The sequence below is a fragment of the Sulfitobacter sp. W002 genome (genome assembly GCF_025142135.1).
Lineage (GTDB): Bacteria > Pseudomonadota > Alphaproteobacteria > Rhodobacterales > Rhodobacteraceae > Sulfitobacter > Sulfitobacter profundi.
This window is the reverse complement of sequence record NZ_CP081126.1, coordinates 2,890,205-2,912,088: the sequence shown is the minus strand read 5'-3', so window position 1 is coordinate 2,912,088 and position 21,884 is coordinate 2,890,205. Positions and strand designations below refer to the sequence as shown.

24 protein-coding genes are annotated in these 21,884 nt (G+C 62.2%); 18 read left to right on the top strand and 6 right to left on the bottom strand.

Annotated features, from left to right (window positions below):
- Positions 1-96 precede the first annotated feature (96 nt).
- Entirely contained in the window at positions 97-1,218 is a 1,122-nt protein-coding gene (locus K3758_RS14360) for a Do family serine endopeptidase (protein WP_259946163.1), read from the bottom strand.
- Between the two features lie 162 nt (positions 1,219-1,380).
- Here K3758_RS14360 and K3758_RS14355 point away from each other — a divergent pair, with 162 nt between their 5' ends.
- The 6 genes from K3758_RS14355 (at position 1,381) to K3758_RS14330 (ending at position 7,103) form a co-directional block, all read left to right on the top strand.
- The gene (locus tag K3758_RS14355) at positions 1,381-2,052 is read left to right on the top strand and encodes a response regulator transcription factor (protein WP_259946160.1); all 672 of its coding nucleotides are present in this window, start codon (positions 1,381-1,383) and stop codon (positions 2,050-2,052) included.
- Positions 2,049-3,398, top strand: a complete 1,350-nt coding sequence (locus K3758_RS14350) for a HAMP domain-containing sensor histidine kinase (RefSeq protein WP_259946157.1) — start codon at positions 2,049-2,051, stop codon at positions 3,396-3,398. Before K3758_RS14355 ends, K3758_RS14350 begins: the two co-directional genes overlap by 4 nt.
- A gap of 88 nt (positions 3,399-3,486) precedes the next feature.
- Positions 3,487-4,935 (top strand): cytochrome ubiquinol oxidase subunit I, encoded by a 1,449-nt coding sequence (locus K3758_RS14345; RefSeq protein ID WP_259946155.1) that lies wholly within the window; start codon positions 3,487-3,489, stop codon positions 4,933-4,935.
- Between the two features lies 1 nt (position 4,936).
- Positions 4,937-5,944, top strand: coding sequence for a cytochrome d ubiquinol oxidase subunit II (gene cydB, locus K3758_RS14340; RefSeq protein ID WP_259946153.1), 1,008 nt, complete (start codon positions 4,937-4,939; stop codon positions 5,942-5,944).
- Positions 5,944-6,054 carry a DUF2474 family protein gene (locus tag K3758_RS14335; RefSeq protein ID WP_082849496.1) on the top strand — a complete coding sequence of 37 codons (111 nt, stop codon included), beginning with the start codon at positions 5,944-5,946 and terminating at the stop codon, positions 6,052-6,054. Before cydB ends, K3758_RS14335 begins: the two co-directional genes overlap by 1 nt.
- Positions 6,055-6,137: 83 nt before the next feature.
- Complete coding sequence (locus K3758_RS14330; protein ID WP_259946151.1) at positions 6,138-7,103, top strand: NADPH:quinone oxidoreductase family protein; 966 nt, start codon at positions 6,138-6,140, stop codon at positions 7,101-7,103.
- Here the strand turns inward: K3758_RS14330 and K3758_RS14325 are convergent.
- Positions 7,100-8,080, bottom strand: coding sequence for a DMT family transporter (locus K3758_RS14325; RefSeq protein WP_259946149.1), 981 nt, complete (start codon positions 8,078-8,080; stop codon positions 7,100-7,102). The genes K3758_RS14330 and K3758_RS14325 overlap by 4 nt on opposite strands.
- A 103-nt stretch (positions 8,081-8,183) precedes the next feature.
- Here K3758_RS14325 and K3758_RS14320 point away from each other — a divergent pair, with 103 nt between their 5' ends.
- The 10 genes from K3758_RS14320 to K3758_RS14275 all read left to right on the top strand — a co-directional run bounded on the left by K3758_RS14320 (position 8,184) and on the right by K3758_RS14275 (position 16,823).
- The gene (locus K3758_RS14320; protein ID WP_259946147.1) at positions 8,184-8,705 is read left to right on the top strand and encodes a CoxG family protein; all 522 of its coding nucleotides are present in this window, start codon (positions 8,184-8,186) and stop codon (positions 8,703-8,705) included.
- 63 nt (positions 8,706-8,768) lie between these two features.
- Complete coding sequence (locus tag K3758_RS14315; protein WP_259946145.1) at positions 8,769-9,698, top strand: ABC transporter ATP-binding protein; 930 nt, start codon at positions 8,769-8,771, stop codon at positions 9,696-9,698.
- The gene (locus K3758_RS14310) at positions 9,695-10,456 is read left to right on the top strand and encodes an ABC transporter permease (protein ID WP_259946143.1); all 762 of its coding nucleotides are present in this window, start codon (positions 9,695-9,697) and stop codon (positions 10,454-10,456) included. Before K3758_RS14315 ends, K3758_RS14310 begins: the two co-directional genes overlap by 4 nt.
- A gap of 60 nt (positions 10,457-10,516) precedes the next feature.
- Positions 10,517-11,314, top strand: coding sequence for a S49 family peptidase (locus tag K3758_RS14305; protein WP_259946140.1), 798 nt, complete (start codon positions 10,517-10,519; stop codon positions 11,312-11,314).
- Positions 11,315-11,481: 167 nt separating this feature from the next.
- Positions 11,482-12,441 carry a calcium/sodium antiporter gene (locus K3758_RS14300; protein ID WP_259946138.1) on the top strand — a complete coding sequence of 320 codons (960 nt, stop codon included), beginning with the start codon at positions 11,482-11,484 and terminating at the stop codon, positions 12,439-12,441.
- 12 nt (positions 12,442-12,453) lie between these two features.
- Entirely contained in the window at positions 12,454-13,233 is a 780-nt protein-coding gene (locus K3758_RS14295) for an SDR family oxidoreductase (protein WP_259946136.1), read from the top strand.
- Positions 13,234-13,518: 285 nt separating this feature from the next.
- Positions 13,519-15,387 (top strand): excinuclease ABC subunit UvrC, encoded by a 1,869-nt coding sequence (gene uvrC, locus K3758_RS14290; RefSeq protein ID WP_259946133.1) that lies wholly within the window; start codon positions 13,519-13,521, stop codon positions 15,385-15,387.
- 78 nt (positions 15,388-15,465) lie between these two features.
- Positions 15,466-16,131, top strand: a complete 666-nt coding sequence (gene pgsA / locus K3758_RS14285; RefSeq protein ID WP_067628893.1) for a CDP-diacylglycerol--glycerol-3-phosphate 3-phosphatidyltransferase — start codon at positions 15,466-15,468, stop codon at positions 16,129-16,131.
- Positions 16,131-16,376: a molybdopterin converting factor subunit 1 gene (gene moaD, locus K3758_RS14280; RefSeq protein WP_259946129.1), complete on the top strand. Its 246-nt coding sequence runs from the start codon at positions 16,131-16,133 to the stop codon at positions 16,374-16,376. The genes pgsA and moaD overlap by 1 nt, the downstream gene beginning before the upstream one ends.
- 3 nt (positions 16,377-16,379) lie before the next feature.
- Complete coding sequence (locus tag K3758_RS14275; protein ID WP_259946126.1) at positions 16,380-16,823, top strand: molybdenum cofactor biosynthesis protein MoaE; 444 nt, start codon at positions 16,380-16,382, stop codon at positions 16,821-16,823.
- A 9-nt stretch (positions 16,824-16,832) separates the two neighbouring features.
- Here K3758_RS14275 and K3758_RS14270 read toward each other — a convergent pair whose 3' ends face one another.
- Genes K3758_RS14270 through ubiA form a run of 4 tightly spaced genes read right to left on the bottom strand, consistent with a single transcriptional unit; the run spans position 16,833 to position 20,522 of the window.
- On the bottom strand, positions 16,833-17,228 hold the full coding sequence (locus K3758_RS14270) for a VOC family protein (protein WP_259946123.1): 396 nt from the start codon (positions 17,226-17,228) through the stop codon (positions 16,833-16,835).
- A 24-nt stretch (positions 17,229-17,252) separates the two neighbouring features.
- A complete protein-coding gene (locus K3758_RS14265; RefSeq protein ID WP_007118939.1) occupies positions 17,253-17,576 on the bottom strand; it encodes a hypothetical protein in 324 nt (107 codons plus the stop codon).
- On the bottom strand, positions 17,563-19,488 hold the full coding sequence (locus K3758_RS14260; protein WP_259946117.1) for an OmpA family protein: 1,926 nt from the start codon (positions 19,486-19,488) through the stop codon (positions 17,563-17,565). Before K3758_RS14260 ends, K3758_RS14265 begins: the two co-directional genes overlap by 14 nt.
- A 59-nt stretch (positions 19,489-19,547) precedes the next feature.
- Entirely contained in the window at positions 19,548-20,522 is a 975-nt protein-coding gene (gene ubiA, locus K3758_RS14255; protein ID WP_259946115.1) for a 4-hydroxybenzoate octaprenyltransferase, read from the bottom strand.
- Positions 20,523-20,534: 12 nt separating this feature from the next.
- Between ubiA and K3758_RS14250 the strand changes: the two genes are divergently transcribed.
- A complete protein-coding gene (locus K3758_RS14250) occupies positions 20,535-21,254 on the top strand; it encodes a 16S rRNA (uracil(1498)-N(3))-methyltransferase (protein WP_259946114.1) in 720 nt (239 codons plus the stop codon).
- A 16-nt stretch (positions 21,255-21,270) separates the two neighbouring features.
- Entirely contained in the window at positions 21,271-21,801 is a 531-nt protein-coding gene (locus tag K3758_RS14245) for a hypothetical protein (RefSeq protein WP_259946112.1), read from the top strand.
- Positions 21,802-21,884: the final 83 nt, after the last annotated feature.

Here is a 21,884-nt window from a genome sequence, read left to right as displayed (position 1 = left end):
CGGCAGTGCAGGACCACCGGGGCAGGCTGCCCAGCCCCGGCGAGGGTTAAGGGCTGGGGATTCCCGGCGGCATGAGGGGCGCCGGGAAGGCATGGATCACGCCGGCTTGGGTTCCAGCGTGCCCACGGTCACGTCGAGGGTCTGCTCAGATCCTTTGCGCAGAACGACGACCTCTGCCGCCGTCTCAGGCGTGGTGGTTGCCACCGCGCGGGTCAGGTCGCGCAGATCGTCCACCTCTGTGTCGCCAAAGGACAGGATGATATCACCCTTCTTAAGGCCCGCTTTGGCGGCGGGGCTGTCCTCGGAAACCGCTTCGATCACCGCGCCGCGCGGCTCGTCATAGCCAAGCACATTGGCGACCTCGGGGGTCATCTGCCGGATTTGCACACCCAGCCAGCCACGCTCGACCAAGCCGTCATCGGCAAGATCGGCGACGATGGTCTGCACGAGGTCAGAAGGCACCGAGAAACCGATCCCGACAGAGCCGCCACCCGGCGACAGGATCGCGGTGTTCACACCCACAACTTCGCCATCGTTGTTAAACAGCGGCCCGCCGGAGTTGCCGCGGTTGATCGCCGCGTCGGTCTGGATGAAATCATCGAACGGCCCGGCCTGAATGTCACGCGACAGGGCCGAAATGATGCCCGAAGTCACGGTGCCGCCAAGACCAAAGGGGTTGCCCACGGCCACGACTTCATCGCCGACGCGCAGGGTCTTGGAGGTGCCGAAATCCACTTTGGGCAGGTCCACATCCGCGGCGACCTTTAGCAGCGCGATGTCGGTCATCGCGTCGCTGCCCACGACCTCGGCGTCAAAGCTGCGGCCATCGGCGAGCTTCACGGTTACCGTCTCCGCGCCTGCGACGACGTGGTGGTTTGTCACGATCTGGCCATCTTCGGAGATGATGAAACCGGACCCCAGACCTTGGCGCGGGGTCGCCTCGGCGCCGGGTTGGTCGGGCAGCATATGTTCAAACCGGCGGCGCAGTTCTTCGGGCATGCCGGGGGGCAGTTGCTGCTGGATCTGTGCGCTTTGCTGTTTCGCGGTCACTTCAATGAAGACCACGGCGGGAGAGACGGCCTCGACCAAGTCGGCATAGCCGCCAGCCGGGACGGCCAGCGCGGCTGTGGGCGCAAGCGCCAGCATCGGGGTCGCGGCGACGGCGGCGCTCAGCGCAAGGGCGGCGGCGCGGGGGGCCTTGGAAAAGGTCTGGTTCATGAGATGCTCCTTGCTGTGCATTCGGTGTTTCTGGACCCCTATCTGGGGCGCAGGTTTTACAGCCCCGTCGCAGGGGCTATACAAATTTGTGAGAATGCAGGCCGCAGGATGCATGGGCGGCAGATTTGCCCTAAACCTTTGGTGATCCTACATGAGACCGCGATGAAACTGCTTGTTGTCGAAGACGATACCACCACCAGCACCTATATCGCGCGTGGCCTGCGCGAAGAGGGGCATGCGGTGGATGTGGTGGCCGATGGCCGCGATGGGTTGGTGCAGGCCACCACCGGGCAATATGACGTGCTGATCCTCGACCGAATGCTGCCGGAACTCGATGGGCTGACCTTGCTGAAAACCCTGCGCGGGGCGGGCAATGCCACGCCGGTGTTGCTGCTCACGGCAATGGGCGCGGTCGAAGACCGGATCGACGGGCTGAACGCCGGGGCGGATGATTATCTGGTCAAACCCTTCGCCTTTGGCGAACTGTCGGCACGGGTGAACGCGCTGGCGCGTCGCCCGCAGGCGTTGGAGCAGGAGACCACCCTGCGCGCCGGGGATCTGACGATGGACCTCATCAGCCGCCGGGTGACGCGGGCCGGGCAGGACATCGACTTGCTGCCGCGCGAATTTGCTTTGCTGGAGCATCTGATGCGTCGCAAGGGCCGGGTGCAGACGCGTACCATGCTGCTGGAGGCCGTTTGGGACATCTCTTTTGATCCGATGACCAATGTGGTCGAAACCCACATCAGCCGGTTGCGCGCCAAGGTGGACCGGCCCTTTGACACCGAGTTGATCCAGACCGTGCGCGGCGCGGGCTATAGGATCGACGCATGAGGGCGCGGCTGGCGGGGCTCTGGCGGTCGATGCCGCTGCGTCTGGCGCTTTTGCTGGTGCTTTTGTTCACCATCGTCAGCCTTTTAAGCCTCGCGGCAAGCTATGCGGTCACGCAGCGGTCGTTCGAGCAGGCCATCCGCGCCGATCTGGCGCAGGACATGGCAGGCTTTCGCGCCGCCCCGGGCGCCTCGGCATTGGCGCGGCTGGTGGAGGCTGAATCGCGTGAGACTGATCCCAACCGTCTGATCCTCAGTTATATTGGCCCGAATGGGCGTATCTACGGCAACGGGGCCATCGCGCGGGACAACGAGGGCTATCACATCGTCTCAATCGGCGCGGCGCGGGCGCAGTATACCGGGGTTTATCTGACCCTGACCGACACGCTTTATGGCGGGCTTTTGACCATCGCGCGCAGCCGGGCCGAGATCACGGCCCTGCGTGAGGTTTTCGTCAATATTCTGCTGGTCAGCCTTCTGCCCACGGTGCTGATTGCGCTCTCGGGTGGGCTGATCCTTGCCCGGCGCTCCAAACGTCATGTGGAGGTGATCCGCGCCACGCTGGACCGGCTCACTGCGGGCGATCTGGCAGCAAGGGTCGCGCCGGGGGCGCGCTGGTCGGATGACCTGCTGCGCATCGGGGAGGCGGTGAACCAGATGGCCCGGGCGCAGGAAACCTCCGTGGCGGCGCTGCGGCAGGTGTCACTGGATATCGCGCATGATCTGAAGACGCCGATACAGCGTGTCTCGGTGCATCTGGACGATCTGGATCGGGCCGAGGCCACGGGCGAGGACCGCGCCGAGCCGCTGGCCCGCGCCCGCGCCGAGTTGAACGGTACCGCGGCCATTTTCCAATCCCTGCTGCAATTGGCGCAGGTAGAGCAGGGCGACGCCCGCGCCCATTTCGCCCCCGTCGATTTGGCCGCGCTTTGCCGCACCATGATTGAGCTTTATGAGCCCGCGGCGGGGGAGCAGGGCAAACACCTGCTCTGCGATTTGCCAGAGGCTCCGACCCATGTCACCGGCGACCGGGCGCTGTTGGGCCAACTGCTGGCCAATCTGATTGAGAACGCTCTGCGCCATTCCGGCGATGCCGAAGCGGTAGAGATATCGTTGGAACAGACGGCAGGTCAGGTCGTGCTCACTGTAGTGGACAGCGGCCCCGGCATTCCGGCGGCGGACCGCGACAAAGTGCTGCAGCGGCTCTACCGGCTTGACCGCAGCCGGGGCACGCCGGGCCATGGGCTGGGGCTGGCGCTGGTCGATGGGGTGGCGAAACTGCATGGGGCAAGGCTGGAACTCATCGACAACGCGCCGGGGCTGCGTGTCGTGATAACCTTCGACAGTTAGCGCGCGCAAAGGACTGCGGCAATTTAGCCTGTGCCTCTCCCTCCCCCCGGTCCTATATAGGTCAGGAAACAACACGCGAGGGCTTCTCATGCTCGACGGTTACACCGCCGAAATCCTAGCGCGGGTGCAGTTTGCATTCACGGTTTCGTTTCACATCATCTTCCCGGCTTTCTCGATCGGGTTGGCGAGTTTTCTGGCCGTGCTGAACGCGCTTTGGCTGTGGAAACGCGAAGAAACCTATCTGAAGCTCTTTAACTATTGGAAGAAAATCTTTGCCGTGGCCTTTGGCATGGGGGTCGTTTCGGGCATCGTCATGTCCTACCAGATCGGCACCAACTGGTCGGTGTTTTCCGACAAGGCAGGGCCGGTTGTCGGGCCGCTGATGGCCTATGAGGTCCTCTCGGCCTTCTTCCTCGAAGCCGGGTTCCTTGGCATCATGCTCTTTGGCCGCAAAAGGGTCGGCGACGGGCTGCATATGTTTGCCACAGCGCTGGTGGCACTGGGCACGCTGGCCTCGGCCACATGGATCCTGTCGGTCAACAGCTGGATGCAGACCCCGGCGGGCTTTGGCATCAACGACGTGGGGCAATTCGTGCCCGAGGACTGGTGGGCGATCGTCTTTAACCCGTCCTTCCCCTACCGTTTGGTGCATATGGTGCTGGCGGCCTATCTGACCACGGCGCTGGTTGTGGGCGGGGTTGGCGGGCTGCACCTGCTGCGTGATCACGCCGACCGGGCCGCGCGGCGGATGTTCTCTATGGCGATGTGGATGCTTCTGTTGGTCACGCCGCTGCAAATTCTCGCGGGCGACATGCATGGCCTCAACACGCTGGAGCATCAGCCCGCCAAGGTCATGGCGATGGAGGGGCATTACGACAGCCACGATCACGGGGCACCGCTGATCCTTTTCGGCATCCCGAACCCCGAAGAAAAGCGCATTGATTACGCGGTCGAAATCCCCAAGCTCTCTTCACTGATCCTCAAGCACGATCTGAACGCGCCGCTGCCGGGGCTCGACACGATCCCGGATGAGGATGAGCCGCCCGTCGCGATTGTTTTCTGGTCTTTCCGCATCATGATTGCGCTTGGTTTTGCGATGCTGGGGCTGGGTCTTTGGGCCGCACTCGCGCGGCTGCGGGGGCGGCTCTACAATGCGCCGCTGTTGCACCGGTTGGCGCTGCTGATGGGGCCGACCGGCTTTGTCGCGGTGCTGGCGGGCTGGATCACGACCGAGGTCGGGCGGCAGCCCTTCACGGTTTACGGGCTGCTGCGGACCTCTGAAAGCCTTGCACCGATTGAGGCACCTGCCGTGGCGACCTCGCTGATCGCTTTCATCGTGGTGTACTTTTTCGTCTTTGGCGCGGGCACGTGGTATATCGTGGCGATGATGCGCAAACCGGTTGTGGATCATGTGCTGGAAGACGAACGCGACGCCGCGCAGGATGACGCCGCGCAGGATGACGGGCCGATCCTTGCTGTCGGCGAAGAGGCGGCGGTCAGAGACAAAGCGGTCAAAAACAAGCGCGGGGATAGCTGAGATGTTTGGACTGGAACTTTCGTTCATCTGGGCCGGGATCATCGCCGGTGCCGTGCTGATCTATGTCGTCCTCGACGGGTTCGATCTGGGGGTTGGGCTGCTCTTTCCGATGACCAAGGACGAGGGCGAGCGCAACGTGATGATGAACTCGGTCGCCCCCATCTGGGACGGCAACGAGACTTGGCTGGTGCTCGGCGGCGGTGGGCTTTTCGCGGTCTTTCCATTGGCCTATGCGGTTGTCATGCCCGCGCTTTACATGCCGATCATCCTGATGCTGCTGGGGCTGATCTTTCGCGGCGTAGCGTTTGAGTATCGTTGGCGCACCAAACGTTGGAAGCCCCTGTGGGACATGGCGTTTTTCGGCGGATCGCTGGTGGCCTCCTTCTGTCAGGGCATCGCCCTTGGGGCGCTGGTGCAGGGGATCGAGATCGAAGGCCGCGCCTATGCGGGCGGCTGGTGGGATTGGCTCACGCCTTTCTCGATCCTGACCGGGGTGGCGGTGACCGTGGGCTATGCTCTGCTGGGGGCCACCTGGCTCAACATGAAGCTTGAGGGCCGCATTCAGCGCCACATGCGCAGCCTTGCTTGGCCGCTGGCGGTGGCGACTTTGGTCTTCATGGGGATGGTCAGCCTTTGGACGCCTTTCACCGATGCGGTCTATTTCGAGCGATGGTTCGCGTGGCCCACGGCGCTGTTCAGCGCCTTGGTGCCGCTTTTGGTGGCGCTTGCGGCCTTTGGGATGCTGCGCGGCTTGCAACGCAAGGCGGACATTCAGCCGTTCCTCTGTGCGCAGGCGCTTTTCGTGCTGGGCTTCATTGGCATCGGGATCAGCTTTTACCCGCATATGGTGCCGCCAAGCCTGACCATCGCCGATGCCGCCGCCCCTGACGAAAGCTTGATGTTTGCGCTCGTCGGCACGCTGGTGCTGCTGCCGCTGATCCTCAGCTACACGGCCTATGCCTATTGGGTGTTCCGCGGCAAGATCGACCCAGAGGAGGGCTATCACTGATGGGAAAATGGCTGAAACGCAGCGGCTGGTTCGTGGCGCTTTGGCTGGCCAGCGTCGCCCTGCTGGCGGTGGTGGCCTATGGCATCCGGCTGGTGATCATGCCCGGCTGACGCAGCGGCGCGTGCCTCGGGCCTTGCCAACTGCGGCGGCATCTGGCCTCTTCAAGCCCAAAGCAGCACGAAAGGACAGCCCGATGCGCGCCATGCAAGTCACCGCCTATGACGAACCGCTCACCCTGCAAGAGCTTGAGATGCCGATGCCGGCGCAGGGCGAGGTGCTGATCCAAGTCGATACCTGCGGGCTGAACTTTGGGGACCTGCTGATCATCAAAGGCACCTATCAGGAAAAACCGCCGCTGCCCTTCACGCTGGGGATGGAGATGGCGGGCACGGTCACCGCTTTGGGCGCGGGCGTCGATCACCTGAAAGTCGGGCAGCGTGTGGCGGCCTATACCGGGTTTGACGGGCTGGCCGAATATGCCGCCATTCCCGCTGCGGTCTGCGTGCCGATCCCTGATGAAATGACCGCCGTGGATGCAGCGGCTTTCCTCATCGCTTATGGCACCAGCCATGTCGCGCTGGACTATAAGGCGCGGTTGCAACCGGGCGAGCGGCTGTTGGTCTTGGGTGCCTCGGGCGGCATTGGCCTGACGGCGGTGGAACTGGGCAAGCTGATGGGGGCCGAGGTGATCGCCGTGGCACGCGGCGCGGATAAACTCGCAGTCTGCAAAGAGGCCGGGGCCGATCATCTGATCAATTCCGAGACCGACGACATCCGCGCCATCGTCAAGGAATTGGGTGGGGCCGATGTGGTCTATGACCCGGTGGGCGGCGACCAGTTCAAAGCCGCCATGCGCGCTTGCAATCCCGAAGCGCGGCTGATCCCCTTGGGCTTTGCCAGCGGTGAGGTGCCGCAGATTCCGGCCAATATCCTGCTGGTCAAAAATCTGAGCGTGCTGGGATTTTACTGGGGCGGCTATGCCAAGATTAAGCCCTCGGTGCTGACCGACAGTTTCGCCGAGCTGATCGAATGGTATGTCGCCGGCAAGCTCAAGCCCCATGTCAGCAACGTCATGCCGCTGGAGCAGGCCAACGAAGCGCTGGCCCTGCTGCGCGACCGCAAGGCAACGGGCAAAGTCGTGGTCGAGGTGGCGCGCTAGGCCCGCCGCCCGCCCTGCAAACGTGTCACGCGCAGCGCCTTTTGGCGCTCGCGCAGGTAAACGAAAAGGCCAGAGGCGAGGATCAGCGCGATCCCGACCCAGACCTCCCAGACCGGCAGGTCACCGAAAATTACAAAACCCCAGAACACCGCCAGCGGCAGCCCGATATATTCAAAGGGGGCTACCGTGGCCGCATCGCCCAGCCGGTAGGCTTGGCTGAGGCAATAGCCGATCAGCGCGATGTTAAGGCCAATGCCGAGGAAGGTGAGGTAATCCTCCTCAGCAGGCCAAACCCATGCGCGCAGCAGGAATTGCAGCGAGGGGTTGCTGCCTCCATCTACGAAACGCCCATCGCCCGCGATCAGGAAAAACCCCAGCGACACGGCGATAAAAGCGGCCTGAATATAGACCATCAGGGCCGAGGCTTTGGAGTTCACGCCGAGCTTGCGGGTCATTAGCTGGTTCAACGCATAGGTCAGCGCTGCCAGCACTGGCAGCAGCAGAACCCAGCGGGAAACTTCGAGCGTCGCCGTAGAAGCCCAAGGGCGCATCATAATAACCACACCAATAAACCCCACGATCACCGCGCCAAGGCGCAGCGGGCCGACTTTTTCGCCCAAGACCGGGATCGACAGCAGCGTGATGAACAGGGGTGCGGCAAAGAACAGGGCCGTCGCTTCGGCCAATGGCAGGACCGAAAGCGCCAGAAAGAACGACATGTTCGAAATCACGATCAGCAGCCCGCGTAGCAGATGCAGCCCCGGCTGCCGCGTCTTGAGCAGGTGAAGCCCGCCCTCAAGTTTGACCAGCAACAGCCCCAACACGATCCCGATGGCCGAGCGGGTGAAAACGATCTGATGCAGCGGATAGCCGCCCGACAGACGTTTGATCAGCATGTCATTGACCGAAATCGCGGCCACGCCAAGAAGGATCAGCCCGATCGCCAGACCGGCGCGGTTATGGGGAGTGGTTGTCATGGCAAAGACCTACCAGCCCGGCGCGTAAGGTCCAGCGCTTTGACATTGGTTTGCGCAGAATTACCCGCTAGGCTGGGCGCATAGCTTTAAGGGAGAGCCAGCCATGCAGATGTCCGACACCCGCCAGATCGCCGCCACCCCGGCCGAGGTCTATGCAGCCCTTCTGGACCCTGAGATGCTGCAAACCTGCGTGCCCGGTGCGCAGGATGTCACAGGCTCGGTCGAAGAGGGCTATGATGCGACAGTCGTGCAGAAGGTCGGCCCGGTGAAGGCGACCTTTAAGGGGCATGTGAAACTCTCTGATTTGGTGCCGAACGAAGCACTGACGATCACCGGCGAGGGCAAGGGCGGTGCTGCCGGCTTCGCCAAGGGCGGCGCGGAAGTGCGGCTTGCCGAAAAGGACGGCGGCACCGAGTTGAGCTATGATGTCGAGGCCAAGGTCGGTGGCAAACTGGCGCAGCTTGGAAGCCGGATCATCGACGGTTTTGCCAAGAAAATGGCGGATCAGTTCTTCGACAATCTGCAATCCTCGCTCGAAGGCACGCCGGAAGAGGGCGCCCAGCCCGAAACCCCCGGCGAAGACGCCCCCGCCAAAAAGGGTTGGTTCGGCCGCCCCAAGACTTGAACGCATCTGTTCACCCAGCCCAAAGCCCGTTAGGTTGCCCGCCTTACCAAAGCGGAGACGACCATGCCGACAATCGTGGATATTCAGAACCTGCGCAAATCCTACGCGGGTGGTTTCGAGGCGCTTAAAGGGGTTAACCTACAGATCGAACAGGGCGAGATTCTCGCGCTTTTGGGCTCCAACGGGGCGGGCAAGACGACGCTGATCTCGACCATTTGCGGCATCACCACTGCGACCAGTGGCACAGTGACCGTTGGTGGCCATGACATTAAGGACGATTTCCGCGCTGCACGCACGATGATCGGGCTGGTCCCGCAAGAAATTAACCTTGAACCGTTTGAAAAGGTGCTGAACACCGTGCGCTTCTCGCGCGGGTTGTTTGGCCGTCCGGCGGATGAGGCGGTGCTGGAGAAAATCCTGCGTCAACTCTCGCTCTGGGACAAGAAAGACAGCCAGATCCGTGAGCTTTCGGGCGGGATGAAACGCCGCGTGCTGATCGCTAAGGCGCTGTCGCATGACCCAAAGGTGCTGTTTCTGGACGAGCCTACTGCGGGCGTCGACGTGGAACTGCGCAAGGACATGTGGGAGATCGTGGCGGGGCTGAAAGCCTCGGGCGTGACGATCATCCTGACCACCCATTACATCGAAGAGGCCGAGGCCATCGCTGACCGGATCGGTGTCATCGCCAAGGGCGAATTGCTGCTGGTCGAAGAGAAAGACGCGCTGATGGCGCGGATGGGCAAGAAACAACTCGAAGTGCAGCTTACCGAGCCGATCACCGACGTGCCACTGGCGCTGCAATCGCCGGATGTTGAGCTTTCGGCTGACGGGCGGTCTCTGATCTATACCTATGACACCAACGCCGAGCGCACGGGCATCACCAAGCTGCTCTCCAAAGTGGCCGAAAGCGGTCTGGTGCTGCAAGACGTGGCGACGCGGCAAAGCAGTCTGGAAGATATCTTTGTCGATCTGCTCAAGGAGGATGCGGAATGAACTGGACCGCGATCAAAGCAATCTACGCCTTTGAAATGGCGCGTTTCTTTCGCACCATCACGCAAAGCATCATCTCGCCGGTGCTATCAACTTCACTCTACTTCGTCGTCTTCGGCGCGGCCATCGGCAGCCGTATCGAAGAGGTCGAAGGCGTGAGCTATGGCGCCTTTATCGTGCCGGGGCTGATCATGCTGAGCGTCATCACCCAGTCGATCTCCAACGCGTCTTTTGGAATCTATTTCCCGAAATTCATCGGCACGGTTTACGAGCTGCTCTCGGCCCCGATCAACTTTTTTGAGATCGTCATCGGCTATGTCGGCGCGGCGGCGACGAAGGCGCTGTTCATCGGCACAATCATATTGATCACGGCGTTTTTCTTTGTCGACATCACGATCCAGCATCCCTTCGCGATGGTCGCTTTCCTGGTCCTGACCTGCATCAGCTTTGCGCTCATGGGCTTTATCATCGGCATCTGGGCAGGCAATTTTGAGCAGTTGCAACTGGTGCCGCTTTTGATCGTCACGCCGCTCGTATTCCTTGGTGGGTCTTTCTACTCGATCTCGATGCTGCCGCCCGTCTGGCAGGTGATCTCGCACTTCAACCCGGTGGTCTATCTGATCTCAGGCTTTCGTTGGGCGTTTTTCGGCTCTGCCGATGTGCCGATCCTGACCAGCCTTGCGGCAATCGCGCTGTTCACGGCGCTTTGCCTCGGCGTGATCTGGTGGATTTTCCGCACCGGCTGGCGTCTGCGGGCCTGAGGGCCGCGAAACTTCTGCGCCCGCCTTGTTTGCACCGGGTGGGCGTTCTACATGAGAAGAATGAGAATTCGGCTGCCCTTCCTAAAATCCCCGCCCAGCGTTTCCGTAATCCGGCTTTCCGGCATGATCGGCTCGCAAGGCCGCGCGGTGTTGAACGATGCCACCATGGGGCCGGTCATCGAAAAGGCTTTTGCCAAGGGCAAGCCTGCCGCTGTCGCCTTGGAGATTAACTCTCCCGGTGGCAGCCCGGTGCAATCATCGCTGATCGGCGCGCGCATTCGGCGGTTGGCGGAGGAAAAGAACGTCCCCGTCATCGCTTTTGTCGAAGACGTCGCCGCCTCGGGTGGTTACTGGCTGGCGGCTGCGGCGGATGAGATTTACGCCGACCCAAGCTCGGTCGTAGGCTCTATCGGTGTGATCTCGGCCTCCTTTGGGGTGCATGAATTCATCCGCGAACACGGGGTTGAACGGCGCGTCTATACGGCAGGGCAGAGCAAATCCATGCTCGACCCCTTCCGCCCTGAAAACCCCGAGGATGTCGCCCGGCTGAAAACGCTGCTTGAGGACATTCATGAAAACTTTATCAGCCACGTAAAGGCCCGCCGCGCGGGCAAGTTGCCCGAGGGGCAAGACCTCTTTACCGGGGAAATCTGGCTGGCGAAACGCGCCGCTGAACTGGGCTTGATCGACGGTATCGGCCATCTGAAACCGCTGCTGAAAGAGCGCTTTGGTGACAAGGTGAAACTGCGCCGCTACGGCGTGAAACGCGGGCTGCTGTCGCGCTTTGGCGTGCAGATGGTGCAGGACGCGGTGCAGGGCATAGAGGAACGCGCGGCCTATGCGCGGTTTGGTCTCTAGCCCATGGTTTTCAAGATCGTTCTGCTGTTTCTGGTGGCCATGGGCCTGCTCGCTTGGTTTGGAAAAATGCATTGGCTGGGGGGCAAACGCCTGTCCCGGACCAAATGCCGTGACTGCGGACGTTACCGCATTGGCAAAGGCGATTGTGCCTGTAAGGGAGGGCGTTGATGCTGATGCCATGGCTGCTTTCGGGGCTTGGCCTCGTGATCCTGCTGTTTGCGGGGGATGCGTTGGTGAAAGGCGCGGTGAACCTGTCGCTGCGCCTTGGCGTGCCCGCCCTGATCGTCAGTCTGACGATCGTGGCCTTTGGCACCTCGGCGCCGGAACTGCTGATCTCGGTCAAGGCGATCTTGGACGGGGTGCCGGGGCTGGCGCTTGGCAATGTGGTCGGGTCGAACACGGCTAACATACTGATGGTGTTGGGCATTCCCGCGCTGTTGGCGACGATGCACACCTCTGAATGCCGCACGCGCAAGACCTATAATCAGATGATCGCGGCCTCGCTGCTCTTTATCGCGTTGGCCTTCCGCGGTGTGTTCGACTGGATCTCGGGGCTGATCCTGCTCTCCGGTCTGGCCTATATGCTCTACGACGCCTTCAGCGATGCCAAGGACCACCGCCGCGCCTGCCGCAGCGGGGAGGTTGAGGAAGAGGAAGAGCCCGAAGGCGCCGACCCCGACATGGCGGGCTGGCAGATTGCGCTGTTCCTGATCCTCGGGCTGATCGGCCTGCCCTTGGGCGCGAGCCTTTTGGTGGATAATGCGACGCTCATCGCCCAGACCTACGGTGTCAGCGACACGGTGATCGGCCTGACGCTGGTGGCGGTGGGCACGTCGCTCCCCGAACTGGCAACCACGGTGATGGCGGCGCTGCGCCGTCAAGCGGATGTGGCGCTTGGGAACGTCATTGGTTCGAACATGTTCAACCTGCTGGCAATTATCGGCATCGCAAGCCTTGTCGGTCCGATCTCGGTCGACGAAGCCTTCTTGCGGATCGACCTGTGGGTGATGCTGGGCGCTTCGTTGCTGCTGATCCCCTTCGTCTATCTGGGGCGCGACATCACGCGGCTTTGGGGTGTGGCGCTGAGCGCGCTTTACGGGTTTTACTTGTTAATCATCCTGATCTGAGGAGGGCGGCAGATGCGGCGGGCATTGGTGACCGGAGCCGGGCAACGTCTGGGCCGCGCCATGGCGCTCTACCTCGGGCAGCGGGGCTTTGACGTGGCGGTGCATTACGCCACCTCGCGCGCCGGGGCCGAGGCGACCGCCGCTGAGATCGCTGCGATGGGCCGCCGCGCCGTGGCCCTGCAAACCGACCTTTTGGACGACGCCGCAGCCGGGGCGCTCTTGCCCCGCGCGGCAGAGGCGCTTGGCGGGCCGGTCACCTGCCTTGTGAACAACGCCTCGATATTCGAGCAGGATGATATCGCGAGCGCCAGCCGTGAAAGCTGGGACCGCCATATGGGCAGCAATCTGCGGGCGCCCTTCGTGTTGACGCAGGCGATGGTGGGGCAGGGGCTGATGCCCGAGGTCGACGCCGGGGGCGAGCCGCGTGCGCGCGGTTTGATCGTCAATATGCTCGACCAGCGGGTGCGCAGCCTGACGCCGGAATTCACCACCTATACGATCGCCAAGATGGGCCTTTGGGCAATGACACGCACCACTGCGCAGGCGCTGGCCCCGGCGATCCGGGTCAATGGCATCGGTCCCGGCCCCACGTTGCAAGGCACGCACCAAGACGCCGAAGACTTTGCCGCGCAGCGCCGCGGCACGGTTTTGGGCCGGGGGGCCAATCCAGCGGATATCACGGCGGCACTGGGCTATTTCATCGATTCGCCGAGCGTCACAGGGCAGCTTATCTGCACCGATGGCGGCGAACATTTGCAGTGGGATACAAGCCCTAAAAGCCCCCGAAACTGACGGCCATGCGGGAAGTTTTGCACCTCGTTAACCTATGTAACCAAAGTGTTACCGAAACCCTTTTGTTTTCAGGGGCTTGTTTGATGGTAAACAAAAGAATGAGCGAAATCAGTATATTACGGGCGTGCCTAAAAAATAGGCAAATCAGCGAACCATGTTAAAAACAAAGAGAAATCCAAGATGCCCAGAAGTTATCGGCAGAGTTATCCACATGTTTGGTGGACATGTTAAAGCTTGCCCCCATTGCCGTCCTATTGCAGCGAAGCACGAGAATCAGCGCCTGAGATGACCACGCCAAACGACAGCCCTCCGCCGCAAGGCCGCCAAGTGATTCAGGCCTATCTGAAGTCGCTCGATTCCTCGCCGGGCGTCTACCGGATGCTCGATGCGGAGAGCCGCGTGCTCTATGTTGGTAAGGCGCGGAACCTGCGGGCGCGGGTGTCGTCCTATGCGCGGCCCACGGGGCATTCGGGCCGCATTTCGCGGATGATTGCCAATACCGCTTCGATGATGTTTTTGACCACGAAGACGGAAACCGAAGCGCTGCTGCTTGAGCAGAACCTGATCAAACAGCTTAAGCCCAAGTTCAACGTGCTGCTGCGCGACGACAAGAGCTTTCCCAATATCCTTGTCACCGCCGATCACGACTATCCGCAGATCAAGAAACACCGCGGCGCGAAGAAGGAAAAGGGCAGCTATTATGGCCCCTTCGCCAGCGCGGGCGCGGTGAACAGGACGCTCAACCAGTTGCAGCGGGTCTTCCTGCTGCGGGACTGTTCCAATGCGATGTTCGACAGCCGCACACGGCCTTGCTTGCAGCATCAGATCAAACGCTGCTCCGCGCCCTGCGTTGGCAAGATCTCGGCCGAGGAATATCGTCAGACCGTCCGCGATGCGGAGCGGTTTCTGAGTGGCAAATCGACCGAGATTCAGGGCCGTCTGGCGCAGGATATGGCCGAGGCATCTGAGGCGATGGAGTTTGAACGCGCCGCCGCTCTGCGCGACCGGATCAAGGCGCTGACGCAGGTACAAACGGCCCAAGGCATCAACCCGCAAGGGGTGAACGAGGCCGACATCATCGCGCTGCATATGGAGGGCGGACAGGCCTGCGTGCAGGTCTTCTTCATCCGTGCCAACCAGAACTGGGGCAATCGCGACTATTACCCCCGCGTCGGGGCCGATGTGGACGCCGCCGAAGTGCTGGAGGCTTTCATCGGCCAGTTCTACGACACCCGCGAGCCGCCGCGGCAGCTGATCCTGAGCAATGAGATCGAAAACCCCGATCTGATGGCCGAAGCGCTGAGCGGCAAGATTGGTCGCAAGGTGGAACTGTTGGTGCCACGGCGGGGCGAGAAAGCCGAACTGGTCGACGGTGCCCTGCGCAACGCGCGCGAAAGCCTAGCCCGCAAGATGGCCGAGACGGCGACCCAGACCAAGCTGTTACAGGGGCTGGCCGATGCCTTTGATCTGCCAAAACCGCCCGATCGGATCGAGGTTTACGACAACTCGCACATCCAAGGCACCAATGCGGTGGGCGCGATGATTGTCGCGGGTCCCGAAGGGATGATGAAAAACCAGTACCGCAAGTTCAACATCCGCGGCGATGACCTGACCCCCGGTGATGACTTTGGAATGATGAAAGAGGTGCTGCACCGCCGGTTTAAACGCCTGATTAAAGAAGACCCGGACCGCAGTCGTGGGCTTTGGCCCGATCTGTTGCTGATCGACGGGGGCGCCGGGCAGGTGAGTGCCGTGGCCTCTATCATGGCGCAGCATGGGGTGCAGGACATTCCGATGGTCGGCGTCGCCAAGGGCATTGATCGCGATGCCGGCAAGGAAGAGTTCCACCGCGTCGGCAAGCGTGTCATGGCGCTGCGGCACAATGATCCGGTGCTGTATTTCGTGCAGCGGCTGCGTGACGAGGCGCACCGTTTCGCCATCGGCACCCACCGGGCGAAACGCGCCAAGGGGGTCAGCGCCACGCCGCTTGATGATGTGCCGGGCGTCGGGGCTGCGCGCAAGCGGGCGCTTTTGGCGCATTTCGGTTCGGCCAAGGCGGTGGGCCGCGCGAACCTCAGCGATCTTAAGGCCGTCGAAGGGGTGTCGGATGCGCTGGCAGAGACAATCTATGGCTACTTCCATGAGAAGGGTTAGGTATGCGTCCGCCGAAGGGCAGGCCGCTGGCGCGGTTTCGTCCTTTCAGCCGCGAACGGCGCAAGATAGGATAACGTCATGAAATGGAATTTGCCCAATATCCTGACCCTGCTCAGGCTGGTCGCGGCCCCCGGTGTGGCGGTCATGTTTCTCTATTTTACGCGCCCCTATGCCGACTGGTTCGCATTGGTGCTCTTTGTCGGGGCGGCGGTGACGGATTGGTTTGACGGCTATCTTGCCCGCGCTTGGGGGCAGGAAACCAAACTGGGCGCCATGCTCGACCCGATTGCCGACAAAGCGATGGTCGTGATCGCGCTGATGGTGATCGTGGCCTTTTCCAGCTGGTCGCCTTGGCTGGTGCTGCCCGCCACGCTGATCCTGTTCCGCGAGGTCTTTGTCTCGGGCCTGCGGGAGTATCTGGGCGACGTTGCGGGCACCTTGAAGGTCACCCAACTGGCCAAGTGGAAGACGACCCTGCAGATGATCGCCATCGCCGTGCTGTTCTCGCAAGGCGTGTTCGAGCATTACCTCGGCATGAGTGTTTTCGGCATGGACCAGCAGATGATCGAAGCGATCCTTGATGGCGAGGTCGAGGATACTCTGGGGCTGGGTTGGAAACTCGCCGGGATGGAATGGGCCGGGCTGTTGGGGCTTGTCCTGCTGTGGATCGCCGCGGTGCTGACCGCCATCACCGGCTTTGACTACCTGCGCAAGGCGCTGCCACATCTGAAGGAGCCGATCTAATGGATGTCCTCTATTTTGCATGGGTTCGCGAACGCATCGGTCTGCCCCGTGAACGGGTGGAAAGCACCGCCACGACCGTGGCTGAACTGGTCGAAGAATTACGTGGCCGAGAGGAGCGTTACGAGATGGCGTTTTCTGACCTCTCCGCATTGCGCGTGGCTGTGGATCAGGAGCTGACCGATTTCGACGCCCCGCTGAATGGCGCGCGCGAAGTGGCCTTTTTCCCTCCGATGACCGGGGGCTGACCCATGCGCGTTTTGGTGCAGGAAGCGCCCTTTGATCTGGCCGAGGAAACCGCACGTTTCGCCAAGGGCGAGGGCGGCAGCGGTGCGATTGTGACCTTTACTGGCGTTGTGCGCGATAATGATGCAGGCACGCTGAGCGCGATGGAGATCGAACATTACCCAGGCATGACCGAAAAGGCGCTGAGCGAGATTGCGCAGCAGGCCGTTACGCGGTTCGATCTGCAAGATGCGCTGGTGATCCACCGCCATGGGCGTCTGGTGCCGGGCGAACAGATCATGATGGTCGCCACGGCAGCGCGGCATCGCCGCAGCGCATTTGAGGCGGCTGAATTCTTGATGGACTACCTCAAATCCCGCGCGCCATTCTGGAAGCGCGAGATCACGGCTGAGGGTGAGGCGTGGGTTGCCGCGAAAGACGAAGATGAGGCCGCGTTAAACCGCTGGTGAGCCTCTGCTTCAGGCGAAGCGTCCGCCTTTTTCGATGACTTCGATCTGATAGCCGTCCGGATCCGCCACAAAGAAGAACTTCGCCACCGTCTCTCCGGCAGGGCGAAAATCGACGATGTCACGTGGGGCGGCGCCGGCTTTGATCGCGGTCTCGCGGGCGGCTTCGAGGTCTTCGACCACAAAGGCCAGATGGCCATAACCGTCGCCCAGATCATAGGGCGTGACGCGGTCCTTGTTGACCGTCAGTTCCAGCTCAAAATCGCCCGCAGCGTCACGCAGGTAGATCAGCGTGAAGCTGTCGAAATTCAAACGGTCCGCAATCTTCAGCCCGAAAACGTCTTCGTAGAATTTCACCGATGCCGGCTCATTAAAGACGCGGATCATGGAATGGGCGAGTTTGGCCATGGGAGCCTCCGGAAGGGCGTGGGGTTAGGCTTTCTGACGCTCGATATAGGCGCGCATCTCTTCGGCCTCGTGGCGGGCGTCGCGCAGGCCGTCCATCGCGGCGCGCAGCTCTGCCTCGGTCTGGGCAAGCTGGTTGGTCAGTTCGGCTTCGCGCTGTTGCAGATAGGTGATCGCCTGATCGCGGGTTTCCTCGGCCTCGTGAAGCTCTTGGCTCATCCGGTCAAGCTGGGCCACATCATCGGCGGCCACACGGGTGAAGCGGTTCAGCAGCCAGTTGGCGAACCATCCCATGCAGAAGGCCACGAAAAGAATGATGGCTGTTGCCAGGACAAACTCAGTTCTGCTCATCACCGCTGCCTTCTTCGGTTTCGTCGGATTCCCCGATCTCTTCTGCCGTGGTATCGCCCGTTTCTTCAGCAGATTCCAGCGCTGTTTCGTCTTCGGGCGTCTCAGCCTCGGGTTGGATCAGGCGGAATTCGATGCGGCGGTTGGCTTCGCGGCCATCCTCGGTCTTGTTGTCGGCGATGGGGTTTTCTTCGCCGTAGCCCTTGGCAAGGAAGGACGAGGTCAGCACTCGGCGGGCACGCAATTCGTTCAGAACCGATTCCGCGCGGCTTTGCGACAGCGACAGGTTCATCGATTCGCGGCCTTGGCTGTCGGTGTAGCCCTGAATTTCCAGCGGTATGTCACCGCAGCGTTTCAGCACCTCGGCGATGTCATCCATCGTACCCAGAGCGGCGGCGTCGATCGTGGCGCTGCCCGGCTCGAAAGTAATCTTGCCGATTTTCAGGATTTCGCGAATCTCGGCTTCGCATTCTTCGGGTGTGGGCAGACCCGCGATGGGGTCGAGCTTTTCTTGATAGGTGATGTCGATGCTGTAATCCGCACCTTCGCCCAGCTTGTCGGCCAAAAGTGAGGCAACGGTGGTGTTCGCATCCTTGTTGCCGGTGTTGCCCATCACCTCAAGCCGGTCGGGGGTGACGTTGACAGAGCCGTTGGCGAGCGAGGCCATGGCCTCCAGCCCGGTCAGGACGCGGGTGGCCCAATCGTCGGGCAGGGTCTCGTCCAGACGTGCGGCGGTATAGACATTGGCCGATCCGAAATGGGATTTCGCGTAGCTGTCCGCCAGATCGCGCAGCCCCTCGGTCGAGAGCCGTCCGCGCAGTTGCACTTGCCCCTCGGGCGAGAGGGTGGCGGTGAATTCGGGCGGGCCTGCGTCGGGGTCTTCGACTTTTGGCAGTTTCGCGGTCAGGGCGAAAACATCCGGCAGGGCGTTTTCCAACTCGCCCACAACGCGGTCGAAGGTGTTGGAATCGGTGCCGGGCGCGGCCAGTAAGGTGATGTCAGCATCCGCGAAAGAGATGGCGCCTTGGCCCACACGGCTCAGCGCTTCGATGGCCAGCGCCACGGCGCGGCCCCAGTTCGGGCTGGGCACACCCAGACCGATGGTGCAATCGGCACTTTCTGGCGCGCCGGCAGCGATGCCCGCTTTCAGGATGCGGTTGGCGGCGGCTTCGGTATCGGCAGAGCAAGCGTCGAAACGCGCGCCTTCAGCGTCGATCTCAAACCGCAGGGTAAAGGGGGTGATCACCGGGCGGGGTGCTGCAATGTCGAGCCGCAGCCGCAGGCTGGGCGGGGCCGCGCGCTGCAGTTTACGCTCCATCTGGGCCTTGGCGGCGGCGCTGTCGGCGATGGCGGTAATCGTCACGCGCCCCGCATCGACCGAGGCTTTGGCGCGGGGCAGGTCCGCCATGGCACGCACCGCAAAGTTCAGCGCGTCTTCCCAGCCTTCGGGGGCTGGATAGTCGGCAGCTTCCAACAGGTCAGTCACCGTGGCGTCACCCGCCATGTCATCAAAGGCGTCGATCACCGCCTCGCGGTCGGTGCTGGTGGGGATCAGGCCAATGATCGAGATGCCCGCATCATTGCGCAGAACCTCGGCAGAGAAACGCGGCGGGGCGATGCCGGATTGGGCCTCGACCTCCATCTCGTCGATCACGCGGGCGGCGTCGACCACGGTGCCTGCGGTCGACAGGGCGCGGAAACGCACGGCCTCGGTCGGGGCGATCCCGGCGAGGGTGACTTGCAGACCATCGGCCTGCACCTCGGCCCATGTCATGCCCTGATCGTCCAGCGCGTCGCGTACACCGATTTCAGAAGTATCCTCGATCAACTGCACCGAAAAGCTTGCCGCCACGAGAGAGACCACCCCTGCGGCTGCAAAGGTCAGGGCGATCATGAAAATGGCGGAGAGGCGCATGGGCGGCCTTCTGGTTGTTAAGCTCAAGACTTGATACGCGCGTCCTGCCGGGGGTGCAATCAGGCCAGAAGACTTGCTGCGAAAAACAACAGCGGGATCATGCCGGTATCGCGGTTGGCGCGAAAGAGCTGCAAGAGCTTGGCGTTATCCTTGGTGTCCAGCCCGCGCAATTGCCATGCCATATGCCACCCCATGGCCCAGGGCCCGCCAAGCGCAATCGCCAGCGCCAGCACCGAAGCCTGCGGCAACCCGGCATAGATCACGGCGATCCCCATCAAACCGACAGTCGCCATTAGGAAGCGCCGCAGCCATTTGCCCGAATTCTCGCCAAAAAGCCGGGCGGTGGATTTGACGCCGATCAGCGCATCATCTTCGGCATCCTGATGGGCATAGATCGTGTCATAGAACAGAGTCCAAGCGATCCCGGCGAGGTAGAGTACGATCGCAGGAGCGTGCAGTGTGCCAGCGTGCGCCGTCCACGCCAGCATCGCCCCCCAGTTAAAGGCGAGCCCCAAAAAGACCTGCGGCCACCATGTGAACCGTTTGGCGAAGGGATAGACAGCCACCGGCAGCAGCGCCAGCACGCCCATGGCAATGGCCGCTTGGTTAAAGGAAAGCAGGATCAGCAGCGCCAGCAGCATTTGCCCCACCATCCACGCCAGCGCCTGTTTCACCGTGACCGCCCCCGAAGGGATCGGCCGCGAGCGGGTGCGCGCGACCTTGCCGTCGATGTTGCGGTCGGTGATGTCGTTCCACGTACAACCCGCCCCACGCATCAGAAACGCGCCGATGCCGCAGCCCGCGAAAATCCACAGATCCTCCCACCGGGGCGATTGGTCGAACAGGATCGCAAGGCTCAACCCCCACCAGCAGGGCAGCAGCAACAGCCATGTGCCAATGGGCCGATCCGCGCGGCTCAGCCGCAGGTAGGGGCGCAGTCCGGCAGGGGCGTAACGGTCGACCCAATTGTCGGTCACAGCATCGGCAACAGGCGCATCGGGCGTAGCATCTGGCGAAGGCGGCTGGTTGTGCATATATCTGGCCCCATGAATGCGAAAATCAGATTGTATGTAGATCAGCCCTTAGGGCAGGGGCAAACGGTTCCTTTGGCGCGCGAGCAGGCGCATTACCTCTTTGGGGTGATGCGGCTGTCGGTCGGGGCCGGGGTGCTTTTGTTCAACGGGCGCGATGGCGAATGGCTGGCCGAAGTGGCCGAAGCGGGCAAGCGCGGCGGTGTTCTGACCTGCGTCGAGCAGAGCAAACCTTTGCAGATGCCGCCTGACCTGTGGCTGCTTTTCGCGCCGATCAAAAAGACCCGCACCGACTTTATTGTAGAAAAAGCCGCCGAGATGGGCGCGTCTCGCATTGTCCCGGTGATGACTGAATTTACCAACGCAGGCCGCGTGCAGCAGCCGCGCCTTCAGGCCCATGCGGTCGAGGCGGCAGAGCAATGCGGCGGCACCTATGTGCCCGAGGTCGCCGAGGCGGTGAAGCTAGGGCGGCTGCTGGATCAATGGGACAGCAACCGTCAGATCATGTTCTGCGATGAGGCTTTGGCTGGCGAGAGCGGCGCGCTTCCCACGGGGGCAGGCGGGCCATGGGCCATCCTCATCGGCCCCGAAGGAGGGTTTTCGGAAGGAGAACGCAAGCGCTTGCACGGGTTTGATCATGCCCACGCCGTCACGCTGGGGCCGCGCATCCTGCGCGCCGATACGGCGGCGGTGGCGGCGATGACGATGTGGCAGCAGGCTTTGGGGGATTGGTGATGCAAAGGATGGCCCAATGAGTTTCCTGCGCCAAGGGGCCCGCGACCAGCTTTGGCGCTGGCGTGAAGCGATCATCGGCGGCGGGCTGATGCTCTTCGGACTTTGGCTGGTGGCTGGGCCGGGCTTTTTGCTGGCGGTCCCGGGCTACGCGGCGCTGGCGGGCGGGGCTGCGCTGATTTGGCTCGGCGTGCAGCGCGCGCGGTTTCGCGGCGCGGGGGATGGCGCGGGGGCCGTTCAGGTGGTCGAGGGCCAGATCGCCTATTTCGGCCCGCTCACCGGGGGCACGGTTTCCCTGCGCGAATTGCAGCGGCTCAGCCTTGATCGACAGATGTTTCCCGCCCATTGGCGGCTTGAGCCGCGCGACGATGAAACCCCCTTGCTGATCCCGGTGAATGCCGCTGGCTCCGAGGCGCTGTTTGACGCTTTCGCCGCCTTGCCGGGGCTGCGCACCGAGCGGATGCTCTTTGAGTTGCGCAAGACCCGCCATGACGCCGTTGTGATCTGGGAGCGCGCGCCGCTGCGCCCGGCGCATGTCTTGCTGCATTGACAGCCCCGGCAAATCCGCCCATCCCTGCTAAACACGACGACAAGTCGTCACCTTAGAAGACACCCAAGACGACCCTTCAAAAC